Origin of the sequence: Pseudoalteromonas aurantia 208, from assembly GCF_014858725.1 — a bacterium.
Classification (GTDB): domain Bacteria; phylum Pseudomonadota; class Gammaproteobacteria; order Enterobacterales; family Alteromonadaceae; genus Pseudoalteromonas; species Pseudoalteromonas aurantia.
In genome coordinates this window covers 210588-226437 of sequence record NZ_AQGV01000015.1, presented here as the reverse complement: position 1 = coordinate 226437, position 15850 = coordinate 210588, and the positions used below count along the sequence as shown (strand labels likewise).

The 15850-nt window shown below is 39.8% G+C and carries 21 protein-coding genes; 11 read left to right on the top strand and 10 right to left on the bottom strand.

Annotated elements, in window-relative coordinates; all coding sequences use genetic code 11:
* Window positions 1-4 precede the first annotated feature (4 nt).
* The gene (locus tag PAUR_RS19465) at window positions 5-670 is read left to right on the top strand and encodes a class I SAM-dependent methyltransferase (RefSeq protein ID WP_192509394.1); all 666 of its coding nucleotides are present in this window, start codon (window positions 5-7) and stop codon (window positions 668-670) included.
* Here the strand turns inward: PAUR_RS19465 and PAUR_RS19460 are convergent.
* The 3 genes from PAUR_RS19460 to PAUR_RS19450 are packed head-to-tail and all read right to left on the bottom strand — an operon-like array spanning window position 627 to window position 2043.
* Complete coding sequence (locus tag PAUR_RS19460) at window positions 627-1025, bottom strand: response regulator (protein WP_192509393.1); 399 nt, start codon at window positions 1023-1025, stop codon at window positions 627-629. The two genes, PAUR_RS19465 and PAUR_RS19460, sit on opposite strands and share 44 nt — an antisense overlap.
* A 41-nt stretch (window positions 1026-1066) precedes the next feature.
* Window positions 1067-1594 carry a DUF6942 family protein gene (locus PAUR_RS19455; protein ID WP_192509392.1) on the bottom strand — a complete coding sequence of 176 codons (528 nt, stop codon included), beginning with the start codon at window positions 1592-1594 and terminating at the stop codon, window positions 1067-1069.
* Window positions 1591-2043 carry a YaiI/YqxD family protein gene (locus PAUR_RS19450; RefSeq protein ID WP_192509391.1) on the bottom strand — a complete coding sequence of 151 codons (453 nt, stop codon included), beginning with the start codon at window positions 2041-2043 and terminating at the stop codon, window positions 1591-1593. The genes PAUR_RS19455 and PAUR_RS19450 overlap by 4 nt, the downstream gene beginning before the upstream one ends.
* 111 nt (window positions 2044-2154) lie before the next feature.
* Between PAUR_RS19450 and PAUR_RS19445 the strand changes: the two genes are divergently transcribed.
* From PAUR_RS19445 to PAUR_RS19435, 3 genes are all read left to right on the top strand, one after another.
* The gene (locus tag PAUR_RS19445) at window positions 2155-2673 is read left to right on the top strand and encodes a lipocalin family protein (protein ID WP_192509390.1); all 519 of its coding nucleotides are present in this window, start codon (window positions 2155-2157) and stop codon (window positions 2671-2673) included.
* A 163-nt stretch (window positions 2674-2836) separates the two neighbouring features.
* A complete protein-coding gene (locus PAUR_RS19440) occupies window positions 2837-4732 on the top strand; it encodes an alkaline phosphatase PhoX (protein WP_192509389.1) in 1896 nt (631 codons plus the stop codon).
* Between the two features lie 77 nt (window positions 4733-4809).
* Window positions 4810-6456, top strand: coding sequence for a hypothetical protein (locus PAUR_RS19435; protein ID WP_192509388.1), 1647 nt, complete (start codon window positions 4810-4812; stop codon window positions 6454-6456).
* Between the two features lie 537 nt (window positions 6457-6993).
* Here the strand turns inward: PAUR_RS19435 and PAUR_RS24005 are convergent.
* The 3 genes from PAUR_RS24005 to PAUR_RS19420 are packed head-to-tail and all read right to left on the bottom strand — an operon-like array spanning window position 6994 to window position 9208.
* Window positions 6994-7326, bottom strand: coding sequence for a DUF3325 domain-containing protein (locus PAUR_RS24005; protein ID WP_192509387.1), 333 nt, complete (start codon window positions 7324-7326; stop codon window positions 6994-6996).
* The gene (locus tag PAUR_RS19425) at window positions 7323-8909 is read right to left on the bottom strand and encodes a PepSY-associated TM helix domain-containing protein (RefSeq protein WP_192509386.1); all 1587 of its coding nucleotides are present in this window, start codon (window positions 8907-8909) and stop codon (window positions 7323-7325) included. The genes PAUR_RS24005 and PAUR_RS19425 overlap by 4 nt, the downstream gene beginning before the upstream one ends.
* Window positions 8906-9208: a hypothetical protein gene (locus PAUR_RS19420; protein ID WP_192509385.1), complete on the bottom strand. Its 303-nt coding sequence runs from the start codon at window positions 9206-9208 to the stop codon at window positions 8906-8908. The genes PAUR_RS19425 and PAUR_RS19420 overlap by 4 nt, the downstream gene beginning before the upstream one ends.
* A 223-nt stretch (window positions 9209-9431) precedes the next feature.
* On the opposite strand from PAUR_RS19420, the gene PAUR_RS19415 reads away from it, so the two are divergent.
* Together PAUR_RS19415 and PAUR_RS19410 are read left to right on the top strand one after the other, a co-directional pair.
* On the top strand, window positions 9432-10004 hold the full coding sequence (locus PAUR_RS19415) for a uracil-DNA glycosylase family protein (protein WP_192509384.1): 573 nt from the start codon (window positions 9432-9434) through the stop codon (window positions 10002-10004).
* Window positions 10005-10099: 95 nt separating this feature from the next.
* Entirely contained in the window at window positions 10100-10483 is a 384-nt protein-coding gene (locus PAUR_RS19410; RefSeq protein ID WP_192509383.1) for a hypothetical protein, read from the top strand.
* A 7-nt stretch (window positions 10484-10490) separates the two neighbouring features.
* On the opposite strand, the gene PAUR_RS19405 is transcribed toward PAUR_RS19410, so the two are convergent.
* On the bottom strand, window positions 10491-10973 hold the full coding sequence (locus PAUR_RS19405) for a GNAT family N-acetyltransferase (protein ID WP_192509382.1): 483 nt from the start codon (window positions 10971-10973) through the stop codon (window positions 10491-10493).
* Window positions 10974-11065: 92 nt separating this feature from the next.
* Between PAUR_RS19405 and PAUR_RS19400 the strand changes: the two genes are divergently transcribed.
* The 3 genes from PAUR_RS19400 (at window position 11066) to PAUR_RS19390 (ending at window position 13121) form a co-directional block, all read left to right on the top strand.
* Window positions 11066-11986, top strand: a complete 921-nt coding sequence (locus tag PAUR_RS19400) for a LysR family transcriptional regulator (protein WP_192509381.1) — start codon at window positions 11066-11068, stop codon at window positions 11984-11986.
* Window positions 11987-12048: 62 nt separating this feature from the next.
* Complete coding sequence (locus tag PAUR_RS19395) at window positions 12049-12570, top strand: chalcone isomerase family protein (protein ID WP_192509380.1); 522 nt, start codon at window positions 12049-12051, stop codon at window positions 12568-12570.
* Window positions 12567-13121, top strand: a complete 555-nt coding sequence (locus PAUR_RS19390; RefSeq protein WP_192509379.1) for a DUF3833 family protein — start codon at window positions 12567-12569, stop codon at window positions 13119-13121. Before PAUR_RS19395 ends, PAUR_RS19390 begins: the two co-directional genes overlap by 4 nt.
* A gap of 9 nt (window positions 13122-13130) precedes the next feature.
* On the opposite strand, the gene PAUR_RS19385 is transcribed toward PAUR_RS19390, so the two are convergent.
* Window positions 13131-13514 carry a DUF3224 domain-containing protein gene (locus tag PAUR_RS19385; protein WP_192509378.1) on the bottom strand — a complete coding sequence of 128 codons (384 nt, stop codon included), beginning with the start codon at window positions 13512-13514 and terminating at the stop codon, window positions 13131-13133.
* Window positions 13515-13579: 65 nt separating this feature from the next.
* Between PAUR_RS19385 and PAUR_RS19380 the strand changes: the two genes are divergently transcribed.
* On the top strand, window positions 13580-14368 hold the full coding sequence (locus tag PAUR_RS19380; RefSeq protein ID WP_192509377.1) for a helix-turn-helix domain-containing protein: 789 nt from the start codon (window positions 13580-13582) through the stop codon (window positions 14366-14368).
* Between the two features lie 13 nt (window positions 14369-14381).
* On the opposite strand, the gene PAUR_RS19375 is transcribed toward PAUR_RS19380, so the two are convergent.
* Window positions 14382-14750: a response regulator gene (locus PAUR_RS19375; protein WP_192509376.1), complete on the bottom strand. Its 369-nt coding sequence runs from the start codon at window positions 14748-14750 to the stop codon at window positions 14382-14384.
* 269 nt (window positions 14751-15019) lie between these two features.
* On the opposite strand from PAUR_RS19375, the gene PAUR_RS19370 reads away from it, so the two are divergent.
* The gene (locus PAUR_RS19370; protein WP_192509375.1) at window positions 15020-15289 is read left to right on the top strand and encodes a Rho-binding antiterminator; all 270 of its coding nucleotides are present in this window, start codon (window positions 15020-15022) and stop codon (window positions 15287-15289) included.
* On the opposite strand, the gene PAUR_RS19365 is transcribed toward PAUR_RS19370, so the two are convergent.
* A complete protein-coding gene (locus PAUR_RS19365; RefSeq protein WP_192509374.1) occupies window positions 15278-15739 on the bottom strand; it encodes a GNAT family N-acetyltransferase in 462 nt (153 codons plus the stop codon). The two genes, PAUR_RS19370 and PAUR_RS19365, sit on opposite strands and share 12 nt — an antisense overlap.
* Window positions 15740-15850 lie beyond the last annotated feature (111 nt).

Sequence of the window (15850 nt, the reverse complement as noted above, 5' to 3'; positions counted from 1 at the left end):
AACCATGCCTCATTTTCAGGGTGATGAAGCTAAGCGATATGATTCAAACATTATTAAGTTGGTACCGGGCTATGAGTTGTTACATCAACTAACAGCGGCACAACTGGTTACTTTATTGCCTGATGAATCAACGATTCTCGTAATTGGTGCAGGCACAGGTAAAGATATTATTGAGCTTGCCCAGCATAACGACAGCTGGCACTTTGTTGCTCAAGATATTTCTTGTGACATGCTCAATATAGCTAAGCTACAACTTGCACATCACGGCCTTGCTTCACGCGTTACATTTCACTATGGCGCACTCTCAGTACTAGATACGCCCGTTGACGCTGCAATTTGCTTACTCGTCATGCACTTTTTACCTGATACAGGAGAAAAGCACGCATTACTTAAATCGATTCACCGAAATCTACAGCCTAAAGCACCTCTTTTTCTAGCCGATTTAGTTTCCCCAGAAACACAATTTGAGCGAGAGTCTCAGCTATTAATGTGTCGAAGTTTGGGGTTAACTGAAGTAGGGGAGCAACGCATGCGACACAACTTAAATCACGAGTTCTACCCGCTAGAGCGGATGCGGTTGGCTGAACTACTCGACCAAGCTGCATTCTCAAGTGCAAACTGTTACTTCAAAGCACTTGGTTTTTCTGGTTTTGCTTGCCGCGCTTTGTAGCAATATAAGCAAGTTGCTTTTCGAGTGTTTTTAAGCAAAACGGTTTCACCATTATACCGTCAATTTTAGCAGAGATTAGTTTGAGCAATATTCGCTTATTATCTTCACATGTGACGACCAATATGGCTGTATCAGCACAGTTTAGTTCATGCTTAACTTTATCAATTAATGTTGAGCCGTCCATTTTCGGCATATTTAAATCTGTCACTAACAAATCAAATGCCTGTTTCTTTAAGTATGACATAGCCTGAATACCGTCGGTTGCTTCGGTAATATCAGCGTATTCAAGCCGCCTCAACATGTTTATCAACACATGACGCATTAAGGGCATATCATCCACAACGAGTATTTTCATTCCCTAACAATGACTCTTTTTCCAACAATATTAATTTGAGATTAGTCTAGGCTTTTCAAAATGCCACATAATTTACTGATTTTGATATTGCTAAGTTGCCTATAATCAAAATAAGGGCAAATCACCAAATTTAACTTTGGATCAATAGCAAATTCTTCATCTATCCATATCAAAGAGTTAGTAAAAATATGATCTCTCAATATTTTTTTTGCATAACCTCGACCTGCAATAATGTGATACTTGTAGCTTTTATCAGCAAAATTAGGGGGGCTGAATAGCAAAACCTCATGACTATGTTGCTGAAGTAAGCATTTATCTCGATATTCTTGCCACGTTTTATGCTTAGTAAAATCGTGATCTTTATGATTGAATTCCGCGAGAAATTTAGCGTAAACATTAAAAATTTTCCGCCAACCATTACCACAAGCCGTATTTATAGCTGTGATCTCTCCACTGGCAAGTGGTTGTATTATATCTAAATAATTATATTCCGACATCGGAGGAGGGCGTTCAATATAAACAGCAAATATGCCGTTTTTCACACCAAAACCATGAGTTAGTATTTTCATGATTTGGCGCGTTGCAGAATACGATCTAGTGCATTGCCAAATGCTTGTTTATCCGTTGCTGATAGCTTTGCTGGGCCGCCACTCATTTCTACGCCGCTACTGCGCATGGTATCCATAAAATCACGCATATTTAAAATCGACTTAATATTATGCTCAGTGTACTCTTCTCCTCTGGGGTTTATTGCATGTACATTGAGCTCTACAACCTCTGCTGCCAAAGGGATATCAGAGGTAATGACAATATCACCTGCTTGCACACGTTTCACAATTTCATTGTCTGCGATATCAAAGCCTTGACTGACCCGTAACAAACTTACAAAGCGCGTCGCAGGAACCCTCATGGCATGATTTGCGACTAAGGTTGTTGGCGTTTGAGTTCGCTCAGCAGCGCGAAAGATAATCTCTTTGATCGGTGTAGGACAGGCGTCAGCATCAACCCAAATTTGCATAATATAATCTCTATCATTGTTGGTAGGTAAAATAGTGATCTTACCCCTTATTGTAATCGTAACCTACTTTAATTTGCATTAATTCAAAACGATAAATCGAGACAGAGTCCCATGCGTAAAATGTTAACATTCACCTTAACATGTGTACTAAGCGCCTGTACCGGCATTCCTCAGGGAGTCAAACCCGTTGCTAATTTAGATATAGGAAAATATCAAGGTAAATGGTATGAAATTGCCAGACTTGACCATCGGTTTGAAAGAGGAATGAGTCACGTAACAGCAAATTATAAGGTATTATCGGACGGCACAGTACAAGTCATAAACCAAGGCTACATTGAAGAAAAGTCTAAATGGAAACAAGCTATTGGCACTGCGAAATTTGCCCATAATACCTCTGTAGGCCATTTGACAGTGTCGTTTTTTGGCCCTTTTTATGGATCTTATATTATATTTGAACTTGATCATCAACAATACCAATTTGCCTATGTAACCAGTTACAATAAAAAGTATTTGTGGCTGCTAGCTCGCACTCCCACGGTTTCGACACAACGTCTTGAACACTTTAAAACAACGGCGCAAGCAAAAGGATTTGATGTTCAATCTCTAATTTATTTGAATCACACTAAATAGGTAATATGTAAACCCCCTTTACAGTCAGCCAATAACCCAGACCAATCAATGTATTATAACTGTCTGAAAAAATTAATATAACTGTCAGGTACATGTAACAGGTCCACTCCACACTGCTATTCGGTTTAAAACAATAATGAATGATAGCAATCTGGAGTAACTGATGAATCGCGTAGCATATTCTCTTATCGCAAGTGCCGTCACACTAGCGCTAACCGCTTGTAATGGTGATGACGGAGCACAAGGAGTAACCGGTGAACAAGGAGTTCAAGGTGAAACAGGTACTAATGGTACTAATGGTACTAATGGTACTAATGGTACTAATGGTACTAATGGTACTAATGGTACTAATGGCACTAATGGTACTAATGGTGGAGCTGGTCTAATTCGTATTGCGACCGTACCTGCAGGTGCAGAAGTAACAGGGTTACATTTAACCAAGCAAGGGGATTTGTTTTTTAATATCCAGCACCCTAATGACGCAAATACCGAAGTAGACACGCTCAATAACACACCTTTTAATACAGGTACTGTGGGCGTGCTTACTGGTGTAAACTTCAATGAATTACCACGTAATATCGTCAGCTCTCCCGTACCTGCCACCTCATCAGCGCTTGAGCAGCAGACGGTTGTATCCGCCATTGGTCAATACCAAATACTGGGTCAAACCGGTGATACTTTCTCCGGACTCAACGAAAAAAGCCTGTCTGGCGGATTAGGTGTCATATATGGCCTTAATACAAAACAAGAAATCATCAAAAACAACATGCCTGATTTTAATGGCTTTATCCCAACTGGTGACAACACAGGTTATTTATTTACTAACTGGGAAGACTACCCTGGTGGTATGAGCCGCTTGAAAATGAGTAAAACGACCAATGGAGCTTGGTCGGTTGAAGAAGCAATGATGGTTGACTTTGATTCGGTTAAAGGTACAGCTGCAAACTGCTTTGGCTCTGTCTCACCATGGGGAACTCCCCTGACGTCTGAAGAATGGATTGTAAATTCCACAGTAGACACCACAACCAATCCGACATGGAATAAGCCCACCGACGTGGGATCTCGGTTAGAAAACTTCAGACAATTTCTTGCACCTGAATTTCCAAACCCTTACCGCTATGGATATATCGCTGAAGTCCAAAACCCAACAACCGACACACCTGACGTTGTTAAACATTTTACAATCGGTCGCTACGAACATGAAAATTCAGTCGTGATGCCTGACCGTAAAACAGTGTATTCATCACAAGATGATACCGGCGGCGTACTATTTAAATTCATTGCAGATCAGCCTGAAGATCTCAGTTCAGGCACATTATATGGTGCAAAGTTAACCCAAGATACTGGGCTTAGTGATCCGGCCGTTACTGGGTTTGACATTGAGTGGGTAGAATTAGCGTCTAATACAAATGCACAGATAGAAACGTGGGTAGCGCAATATGATGATATTACCAGCGCTGACTATGTAGAAGGCAAAACCAGCTACATTTCTGTTGCTGATGTACAGGCGTGGGTTGATGGTAAAGCAACCTATCCATCCGTTGCAGAAGGTGGCAGCCCAATTACTGCTGGTAAGCCTATGGACGACCGAGTTGCCTTTTTAGAGTCACGACAAGCAGCTAAGTTAAAAGGCGCTACAGCTGAGTGGCGTAAACTCGAAGGGATCAGCATCAACCATGATCGTGTGCTGGAAGCCGTTACCGGCCAAAATGTTATTGCTGACGAAATTGTTAAAAGTGCCTATATGTATATTGGCATTGCAGATTTAGATAACACCATGACCGATAGTGAAGGCGACATCCAACTCTCTCCACGCGTAAAAGATTGTGGTGGTGTTTATCGCGCAGCAATTGATAGCAACTATAACCTAACTCGTATTGAGCCCGTCGTTATGGGAGGTACATATCGCTCAAGTCTCACCGGTGCTGAACGTTGTGATGTCAATCAGCTATCACAGCCTGATAATGTCATAGTGATGCGAGATGGGCGCATTCTCATTGGTGAAGATGGTTTTCAAGAAAACAATACGCTATGGATGTACGACCCAAAATCTAAATAGTGTAATTACTTATTACTCGCAATAGCGGTAACCAAGGTGTTACCGCTTTTTTCGCAGCAAAAATAGAAGTCATAAAAATGAAATGCCACGTACTTATTCTATTACTTATACCAGCAACGCTTTTGCTTGGGTGCTCCGAGCACAGCTTACCAACGACTCAATCACCTGTTATTACTGATACGTCAGCCCCGTATCAACCTGGCGATAATATCCCTGCGCTGGATTATATGAAACACAATGAAACTTATAATGCAGAGTCAGTGATCCCGCCGCAGTGTTATACTAAAACGGACGGCGTAAACAACCCTTGCTATGCCTGCCACCAAACTGACACAACAGATCACCACAGACCAAACCAAATGGCCGATGGTAATTTACAAGGTGCGTATGAGTTCTCAGACCTTGGCGCAAAAAACCATTGGAAAAATCTATTTATTGATCGCACACACTTAATCAGTGGTATTTCGGATGACGTAATTCTTGATTGGATCAATCAAGATAATTACAGCGAATTCATTAAAACCCAACAAGCAAATACAGATTGGAAAGGGGAGATCACACCCATTAAAAACCTTGCATATCCAGAGAAAGCATTTAACGCTCTAGGTATTGCTGAAGATGGCAGCGGGTGGGTCGCCTTTAATTACAAGCCATTCCCAAGTACATTTTGGCCCACAAACGGCTCTACGGGTGATGTCATGATCCGGTTACCAAGCGAATATAGACAACAACAAGGGGTTTACAATCAAGATGTATATTTGGCAAATCTCAGCTTAGTAGAATTGACACTAAAAGGCCTGAAAAATATTTCAACGCCTCCATTAAACGAAAAGCGTATCGGTATCGACCTTAACCAAGATGGCAAATATACAACTATTCAAAACATCAAGGTACGATCGCATTACGTAGGCGATGCACAATCACCACTCGCCTACCAACTCTACCCTGAGGGAACTGAGTTTTTGCATACGGTACGCTATATTGGTGTAAATGATAACGGCACCATATTCAATGCGCCTCGCATGAAAGAAGTGCGTTATATGAAAAAACACAATTTCAAATCAAAACAAGAGCTTGCTACTTCTTACTATCGTGAGGCTAAAGAGAAAGCATTCGAAAATTTACCACAAACACTGTATTTAGGTGACGCTGGTATCAATAACAGCTTTGGCTGGACAATTAATGGATATATTGAAGATGGACAAGGAAAATTAAGACCACAGCATAAACAAGAATTGGCATTTTGTAATGGCTGTCACAAAACAGTTGGCGCGACATACGACCAGACATTTTCATTTGCTAGAAAAGTCACTGGCGCAGCAGGCTGGGGCTATATCGATTTAAAATCAATGACTGATGTGCCCAACAAAGGAGAATCTCAAGGGGAGTTTTTAACCTACATGCAGCGTGTTGGAGGAGGGGACGAGTTTAGACAAAATCAAGAAATGTTGATGCGTTGGTTCACTAAAGATGGACAGGTTGACATAAAAAAAGTGACCTCAGCAACCAACTTATATGAGTTAATCACGCCTTCGCCTACTCGAGCACTTGCATTAAATAAAGCGTACCTCAGCATCGTAAAAGAACAAAGCTACCTCTTTGGCCGAGATGCAACATTAGGTAAGGCGCGTAACGTATTAGAGTATATTGACGATAGCCAACAACCATTAAAACCCAATCATCGCTATGTGTGGGACATGCAATTAGCATGGGCTAAGCAATAACGAAAACGACTCGTACTCTTCTAAGTTAGTAAAATAGCGCTCCCAGTACAGATCAATATTTTACTAACTTAATCGAGTACTCAACACGCAAATGTTTAAATATTCACTCTTTCAGATCACCATTTTACCAACATGTATTCATAGATCGGTATTTTACCAACTAGGTACAAAGGTAGATCATTATTTTACTAAGCAAATCCTTTTAGATCATGATTTTACCAACTTAATGCTCTGCTAAGTCAAATATTTCCTCGATTTATAAGTCTAAAAGCGCTAGATAGTATGTCCAAGCCTCCTTGAGATCACTATTTTACTTACTGATATAATTCAAAACTAGTTAAAGATCAGATTTTTACTAAGATGAGTTCAGAAATGTGCTGAATAGATCACATTTTTACTAACAAAAAGAAGGGAGTTTAAACTGAGATCACTATATTACTAAGCTTAGTTGGTAATATAGTGATCTCTATAAGGCTTGAATCAACTCGTTATGGAAAATAAGCCTTAATAATGCAAAGTAAGCAGTAATATCCGTGATTAAAGCAATAAACCTATGCATGTTGTACTGATTAAAGTTGGCAGTACGTAAATTAGTGATCTCAATTTAGTGGGGTGATAACTTAATAACAAAGCCAGCAAAATGATTGATATAGCCATATAACCACAAAACAGCACACCACCATATCCAGCAAGATCCCAGAGACTTATTATAACGCTTGCGATTAAAGCACACCACGCAATCATAAGCATTCGCCGCCCCAGCACTGCATCAACCCTTTTAGCAAATACAGCTTTACAGTGACTATTTTTTATCAATGCAAAACAAGAGAAGCTTGTAAAGCACAGCAAAAAAGCAAGTAACTGTGTCATGTGTTTCTCTCCTTCAACTTAAATGTACCAACGACATTTGCTTTTTCTTGTGTTGCTAGTTTGTTCATTTGTATAAAAAAGCCGAACGCGGTCAAGATACAAAGCAAGTCAAAACCTGCCAATATCCACTGCTGTTCGAGTAGATAGCTGATCAGGTTTCCTTGTGTCGTAAGGGCATTGCAAATAGGTAACAAAAGCCACAAAATAACATTGAGTTGTGCCAACTGTTTCCACTGTTTTGTACCCGCTCGGTATATAGCAAACACGGTCACACAAAGCCAAGTCACAAAAAATAGATGTACCTCCATATCTGCACGATTAGATAAATCATTAGGTAATAGTCGATTTGCATAGAAAAATGCAGTCGTCGCAACAGGTAGCCCCATCAGCGTAGCCAAGTTCAATGCCTCAACCAGCTTTAAGCCAAAACCTGGTTGCTCATTGGATTTCATACGTGCGCGAATTCGTTTCGCCCACATTACAGCACCACTTGCAATCATCACACAACCAGCAATACCACAAATAAAATACAACCATCGCAACCCAGGTAAAGCCAAACGCCCAGTATGTAAAGCAATCATGCCATCATATAATGTTTCACTCGGTGATAAATCAGTATTTGCCGACGTCTTTAATTCTCCAGTGACCGCACTATATACCCACACAGGCATCTCATCTTGTACTTGAGTACCGGTGTTCGCATAAAATTTCACAATCGCAGTTTCATCAAAAGGGTGATCTAAAATAACGCGCTTTATATCTACGTTTGGCCAGTTAGTATAAAATTGATCTACAAGCTGTTTCATGGGTAACATTTCGACTTGTTTACCTGTTGCATCAGCATGTTGCCTCGCAGAGTTAAGGTCTGCAAAAAAAGCGCGATTTCCTCCTTCATACTGTGTCATAGCTGGATAAGGGAACAACATGAAAATGAGCGTTACTAAACCGGTATATGTGATCATAATATGAAAAGGTAGCGCCAAGACAGACGATAAGTTATGCGCATCTAGCCATGTCCGAACTCCCTTTGCACTGCGAAATTGAAACATATCTTTAAAAATGCGCTTGTGAATCACCACACCCGAAATTAAGCCAATTAACATAAACAAGCTAGCAAATGACACAATCCACCGGGCAACCGTGCGATCCATATAGTGCAAGTCAAAATGCAACCTATAAAAAAAATGTCCGCCTTTGGTATCTCGATACTCAGCAAGGATCGACTGTGAATTAGGATCCATGTAGTTATCTTGCCATTTACCTCGAACCCCATCGTCGCCCTTCTCTCGGTATGAAACGGCCATGGTATGATTACGCTCATTAGGTAAACCTACCCACCAAGTTTCGGCCTCAGGCGCTTTCATAGCTAAGTGCTCTAAAGCTGTACTAATCTGCTGCCTTTGAGCTGCAACGCGATTTAATTGCGGCTGCACATCGTGTGCGGCGGGCTGTGCCCATAACGTAATTTCATGACGAAAAAAACTCAGTGTCCCAGCAAAGAAAATCAGAAATAATAGCCAACACACGAGTAAGCCAGTCCAAGTATGCAACCATGTCATTGAACGGAAAAAATTCTCTTTCATAACCAACCTTTGATAACAGCCAGCAAGAAAATCTGACTTGCGCTTAACGCAATTAACCAGCCATATATTTTCACGAGCGAGCGCACACTAAACACCCATATAAATACACATGTATACACTAAAACACTCAAGCTCACAGCGAGTAACACGGAGTCTGTTTTAGATAGAGGCACTAATACAGCTAAAAGAGATACTGATATTGCTGAAAATATATAGCCACCGAGAATTGCCGCAAGAAACCGTGAGCACACTAAAAATGCAGCACTTTGAAACCAAGCACTAAATTGGGGTATAACCACTATAAAACCCTAGGAAATAACAAATTGAAAAATAAATTATGCTAAATTAGACACAAAAAAGATAGTCATTCTCATTTGTATTTATATGTAAATATGGCATATTCGAAAGTTTATTTAGAAACTGCCTACGCAAATCCCAAACTATCAAGAAATACGTAAAAATCAGTGTATACTTTCGTAAGGTATTCGTATGCCATGGCGATAGGTAAGGCACGACATTATTGTGACTATTTTTGATGATATTAAAAAATGTAGAATTTGCCATGACACTTTGCAGCTAGGTGCTAATCCAGTTGTTCAAGGTAATGAAAGTGCACGTATTCTTATCGCAGGACAGGCGCCAAGTAAAACTGTCCATCTAACAAGTAAACCATTTAATGATGCCAGTGGAAGTCGACTCAGAGCATGGTTAAATGTGACGGAACGTACTTTTTACGATCCGAGTCTATTCGCCATTGTACCCATGGCGTTTTGTTACCCTGGCAAGGGGAGCAGTGGAGATCTACCACCCCCTCCTATTTGCGCAAAAACTTGGCGCTCACAATTGCTGAAACAATTCTCACAAGTAAAACTGACTATTGTTATCGGTCAATATGCTCAACAATATCATTTTCCAAATTTTACAAGTGTCACGGAACAAACGCGCGTTTGGCAATCTCTGCTTCCGAGCATGATTGCTCTGCCTCATCCAAGTCCCAGGAATCAGCATTGGTTGAAAAAAAACCCTTGGTTTAGTAACGAGCTACTACCAGAACTGCAAAAAATAACACACAAAGTTATAACAAAAGTTAAATAAACCCGGAATCCAATTGCGTATTTTTGATTTATTACGCATAATTCCATCAACACACCATAATAATAATAACATTAACATTTTCAAAGGATTTGAATATGCTTTATAAAATTACTGGTTGGGCAGCGATTATACTCGCTTTATCTGCGTTACTCCCCAGCTATCAAACAGGTGCTTTATCTGTCATAGGCTTTTACTTATGTCTTTTCTCACTACTGATAAGTGCTTTTGCAAGTCACTTAGGGAATTACTTCTATTATCGACTTGTATTTTTGATTGCCGTTATTAATGTTTTCATAATTAACGATGGCACTCGGGTTATGCTGCTTATCAAACAAACCGACTGGGTCTATATCGGTTCAATGTATGGCATATTTTTCGTGATCGGGAGTATTTGCAGCTTTTTGATCAGGCGGGAAGACGCTTCTAGCCAAGATGCATATGAAGCGCCCAATAAAAAAGTCACTCAGTCACAATTATAAATCAAATTTATGACTCAAATGCAAAAGCGTGCAACTCTTCTCCTGACAAACGATTAATTATCCATTCGTTTTGCTGCTTGGCGCCAATGCTATGATAAAAATCAATCGCGGGCTGATTCCAATCTAAAACCACCCACTCAAAACGGCCGCAATCTTTTTCAATCGCCAGGCGGGCTAGATATTTCATAATAGCTTTACCTGCGCCATTACCACGCTTATTTTGAGCAACATATAAATCTTCTAAATAAAGCCCGTACTTCCCAAGCCAAGTTGAATAATTAAAAAAGTAAACCGCAAACCCTATGGCTTCCCCTTGCTCTTCACAAATCAATGCGTGAGCTCGCACATCTTCTCCAAATAACTTCTCTTCGATATCAGCTATTGAGTTAAGCACCGCCTCGGGTTCTTTTTCATAGATAGCAAGCTCATTGATAAAATGTAGAATCGTTGCAGCATCAGACTGCTCAGCTACACGTATTTGCAGTGTCATTATGGTTTTCCCTTAGTGAATTAACAAACCTCAGTGTATGCTAAAAAAACACATGTATTAAGTGCATATATTGCACTGAGCGAATGAATTCCATGCATAATATATCAAATATAGATTTAAACTTACTCAAACTTTTTTCCGTTTTGTATCAAACGGGTTCAGTCAGTGATACCGCTGATGTGTTAAACATCAGTCAATCTGCATGCAGTCACGCATTAACTAGATTACGGCAAAAACTCAATAATGACCTATTTATTCGCATCGAAAATAAAATGGAACCAACACTGTTTTCAGAAAACTTAGCGGCAAAAATATTGCCAGCAATGGAGATATTGCAATTGGGACTAACACCGATTGAGCAATTCAACCCCAACGCCGATACAACTTATGTTATTGCTGTAACAGATTACACAGCATGGTGCATGCAACCATTGCTAGAGCACATTCAACGTTATCACCCCAATATCTCAATTCGACTCGTTTCACTTGAACAGCGGATCCCTGAAGAAAAATTGAAATCTGGGAAAATTGATCTTGCGTGTGGCTTTGCTCACCAAGCTGAGCTTTCACAAAGCATTTCAGGTGTGACTTGGTTTGCAGACAATTATGTTACTGTCATGTCTACACAGCACCCGCTTGCTGATCAAAAGAGCATTTCTTTAGACGATTTTATTGCATATCAACATGTCTTGATCGCACCTTGGAACGAGGGGAGAGGAGTCGTAGATAAAGCACTCGTCAAGCATAGAACAATACGGAAAATAGCACTGACGACCCCCTATGTACTAAATGCACCCTATATGCTCAATAACACCAGTTGGTTACTGACATTACCGCAACATTACGCCCGTTTCGTCAAAAAACAATTGGCCTTAAAGATACATCAACCTCCTGTCGCGGTGCCAAACTACAACTTAAAGTTTTATATACATAAAACTCGTCTACAAGATCCAAAAATTATGTGGTTCAAAAATACACTACACACAGTCTTTGATCATATTACTGAGGAGTGAGTGAACCAACAGCACCTTACATTACGTATGTATAAAAACCTTCCGTATTAAGGACATCCAAGATGAAAACCATAGCGTTTGTCATTGTCATGCTAATGAATATAAAGTTGGTATACGCAACCCCTATGAGCTTATTCATAGAAAACCCGAAGGCAGTAGGAAGTACAAGCCGTATGAGTTATTTATTTTGGGATATTTATGATGCAACGCTCTATGCTCAAAATGGCCACTACGATGCGGCTAAACCATTTGCTTTAAAGCTCAATTACTTAAGAGACTTGTCTGGACATGATATCGCTAACCGTTCGATTGATGAGATGGAAAAACAAGGTTTTAACAATCATCAAAAATTACAGCTATGGCGGGTTACTATGCAAAACATTTTTCCTGATGTTAAAAATGGCACTCAATTATTAGGTGTTAGAAATGCAGCCGGAGAAAGCCTTTTTTACAATGATGATCAGCTCATTGGTCAAGTCAGTGACACTGAGTTTACTACGCACTTTTTTGCCATTTGGCTTAACGAACGCACATCGGAGCCGATGATGAGAAAAGAATTATTGGCACTTGAGGAAGCACCATGAAAAAAGGGTTATTTGCTGCAACGCTATGTATGATAATCAGTGGCTGCGGTGTATCGATTAAAGGTGAGGTGTATGAAGATGCTACACCATATTTCGACCCATTCAAGTTTTTCAATTCAGACGTAAAAGCTTGGGGTATAGTACAAGATAGGTCCGGCCAACTCATACAGAGGTTCACCGTTAATATTCGCGGTAGCGTGAGCAACAACAATGTACTTACCCTTGATGAAACGTTCAAATACGGTGTCGGTAACGGCACACTAAAGCGAGTATGGAAAATTGAAAAAGAGGGGGCTAAACAGTTTCGAGGCACTGCATCTGATATAAAAAATAACGCAACAGGCAGAGTGTACGGCAATGCCATGCAATGGAGTTACAACATGGATCTACCGGTTAATAGTACAAGTTACACCGTACACTTTGACGACTGGATGTGGGCGTTTGATAGCGATACTATTGTAAACCGTTCTTATATCAGTAAGTTTGGCATCGTAATGGCCGAAGTAACCATCTTTATGCAAAAGCAACGCTCAACAAAAGACCCACATTAGTCGGTTTTTTTACAGTGTGAACGACGTATGTAATTCATGCTCACTTTGTTCTCCGGCACAAAAGTGAGCATGGCCAGATATGGTTTTCAGCTGTCCAATTCCACTGCCTGCAACAACCGTTAAAGAACCTTTGGCCTCGCCCTTTTCGAATTTCCCTTCATGAGATAGTGCAAACTGTCCGTTGCAGTTGTTGTATTCACCAGTAAAAACTTCTATTCCAGTAAAAATCGCACTGCCATCGGGCAAATAGCATAAACTATAATGCGTTATGGAGTTGCCTTGCAAAACACCTATATAGTGTTTTTTAATCGTGGCGCTGCGTATAGTCGTTTCATTCGTGCTTTCTTTGCAGATATCACTCTCTTGCCAACTTTCTATGGTAAATTTTGTCATAACTTTTCCTATAATTCACGGTGTATGGCAAGATTACAAGACCTTCTCTGTTGGTAATTGTAAAAATGCGACAACTTAATACTCATTCCAAACCAAGTTCAGGCGTATACCATGCCAACAAAAGTACACTTAATTATAATCTAAAAAAATATCAACCATCTGAAAACTTAAAACGTCTCGTTGATTGCTATTGGTTTGTATCATGGCAACTCGAATACGGTGCTACTTGTATACAGCGAAATTTACCTAGCCCTAATATGCATTTAATTTTTGACCAGCAAAGTCTATATTGTACAGGTGTTATGACGCACGCATATGAAACGCCGTTACAGGGTAGCAAAACCTTAATTGGTGTGAAGTTTCGTGTCGGTGCACTCAATACAATACTTCCGTATCCTCATCAGGAGCTGCAAAATTTGCATTTTAATAGTGGCTTTCTTTTTGATGAATGCCAAAGTGATGCACTGCATAACACGGAAAATCATCAAATATGTATTACAACTCTCAACCAGCTTCTGTCACATCTTCCACAACCTGACGATTCACAAGAAAAAATGAATAGAACTTGGCAAATTCTAGCAAACAACCCCACCATAAATACCGTTGAGCAATGGGCCAAGCAATCTCAATTGTCAGTCAGAGCATTGCAAAGGCTATGTATTAAACATATTGGCCTTGCACCTAAATGGTTGATCAGAAAGCAACGCTGTATACATGCTTTGCAACTGTTAGAAGAGGAAAAATTTGATATATATGATGTAATTACATTGCTCGGTCTCACCGACCAGGCTCATTTAATTAAAGAATTTAAAAAAATACTTGGCTTGACACCTAATCAATACCTCAAGCTGTAAAGGGGTTTTACATCTACTCCAACAAGTGCAATCGATTAAGCTGTTTTTCTAATGTGTTCATGTTAAAAGGCTTGATCACAAAGCCATTTACTTTCGCTAACAACGCTTGCTGTACTTTTTCTTTATCACTTTCGCAAGTCACCATTAGCAAAGGTGTATTCGCTAATATTCGATCTTGCCTGATCGCTTGCAATAATTGTAGTCCATCAATCTTAGGCATATTTAAATCAGAGATAACTAAATCATATGGCCGACTTTTTAGTAAGACCATTGCTTGATAACCATCAACCGCCTCATCAATATCTTTAAATCCAACGTGGCGTAACATATTTATCATCACATGCCGCATAGATGCCATATCATCAACTACGAGTATACGCATTGGGCCTCCTTACCTAGATTAAAAACAAACGATTATGAGCGAGTTAAAACTTAGTAGGTAATGAGTGTAGCCTATATCTACTATCTTGAAAGTAAGCGATAGCATCGAATTCAAATATCAATCTCTGCGCTTTGAAAGCAATGCTAAGATAGCAAGTCAATGTATTAAAAAGTTGTCTATCAAATTTTAGTCAAAGCAGATATGAGACAATAATAGAAAGATGTAATGCGTGACATTTGCACGTTTTACGGATTAAATAGCGTAGCACGATGAATAACCGCACAAGGGTAAACCAAGTAATGACATGTGATGATCATGATTTTATTGAAATAGCTTGCCTGTATAACTATTCAATCAAAGTAACAACTCGCTCGGCGGATAACTACCAAGGTAGGGCCCTTGATACGCAATATAACCAGCAACGGCAACAGTGCATATGCATAATATGTGATGAACAGCCCATACTCATTGAATTAGACACTATCGCAGAAATACACGTATTGACGCCTAATCCCCACTTCAGCTACCTACGAGTTTAATGGCAATTCCATAAACACACTTAACGAATTGTCACGATACAAACCAAACCTTTCACATCGAGAAAACCCGAGGCTTTCATACAAGTTGATAGCTTCTGTTTGTTTACTACCGGTTTCTAATCGCATAAGGGGGATTTGTGCTTCGCCTGCATAATGTAAAAGTGTTTGCATTATGCGACGAGATAACCCTTTACCACGGTAACTCGGCTTCACATATAACCGTTTAAGCTCTCCGTACAGGGTATTATCAAACTGCTTTACAATTGCACCACACGCAACGATGCCATCATCGTTCATTAAGCCAATGCCATGTACGTTCGGTTGTTTTAATTCTGGTAATTCAAGTGACTGTGCACTTGCCACGGGATATAAGGAATTCATTAATCGATCTATTTCTGAGAATAATTCAATAACATGGCTATCTTCAGGGTTTAAATCAACTAATTGCATATACTCACTCAACTCAGTGTTTAACGAAACATTCCAAATGTGAGGACAAACTATACCGACATAATAGTGAGTAACAAGTAAAATAAGTTTAAATTTGTAACCTTTTACTAC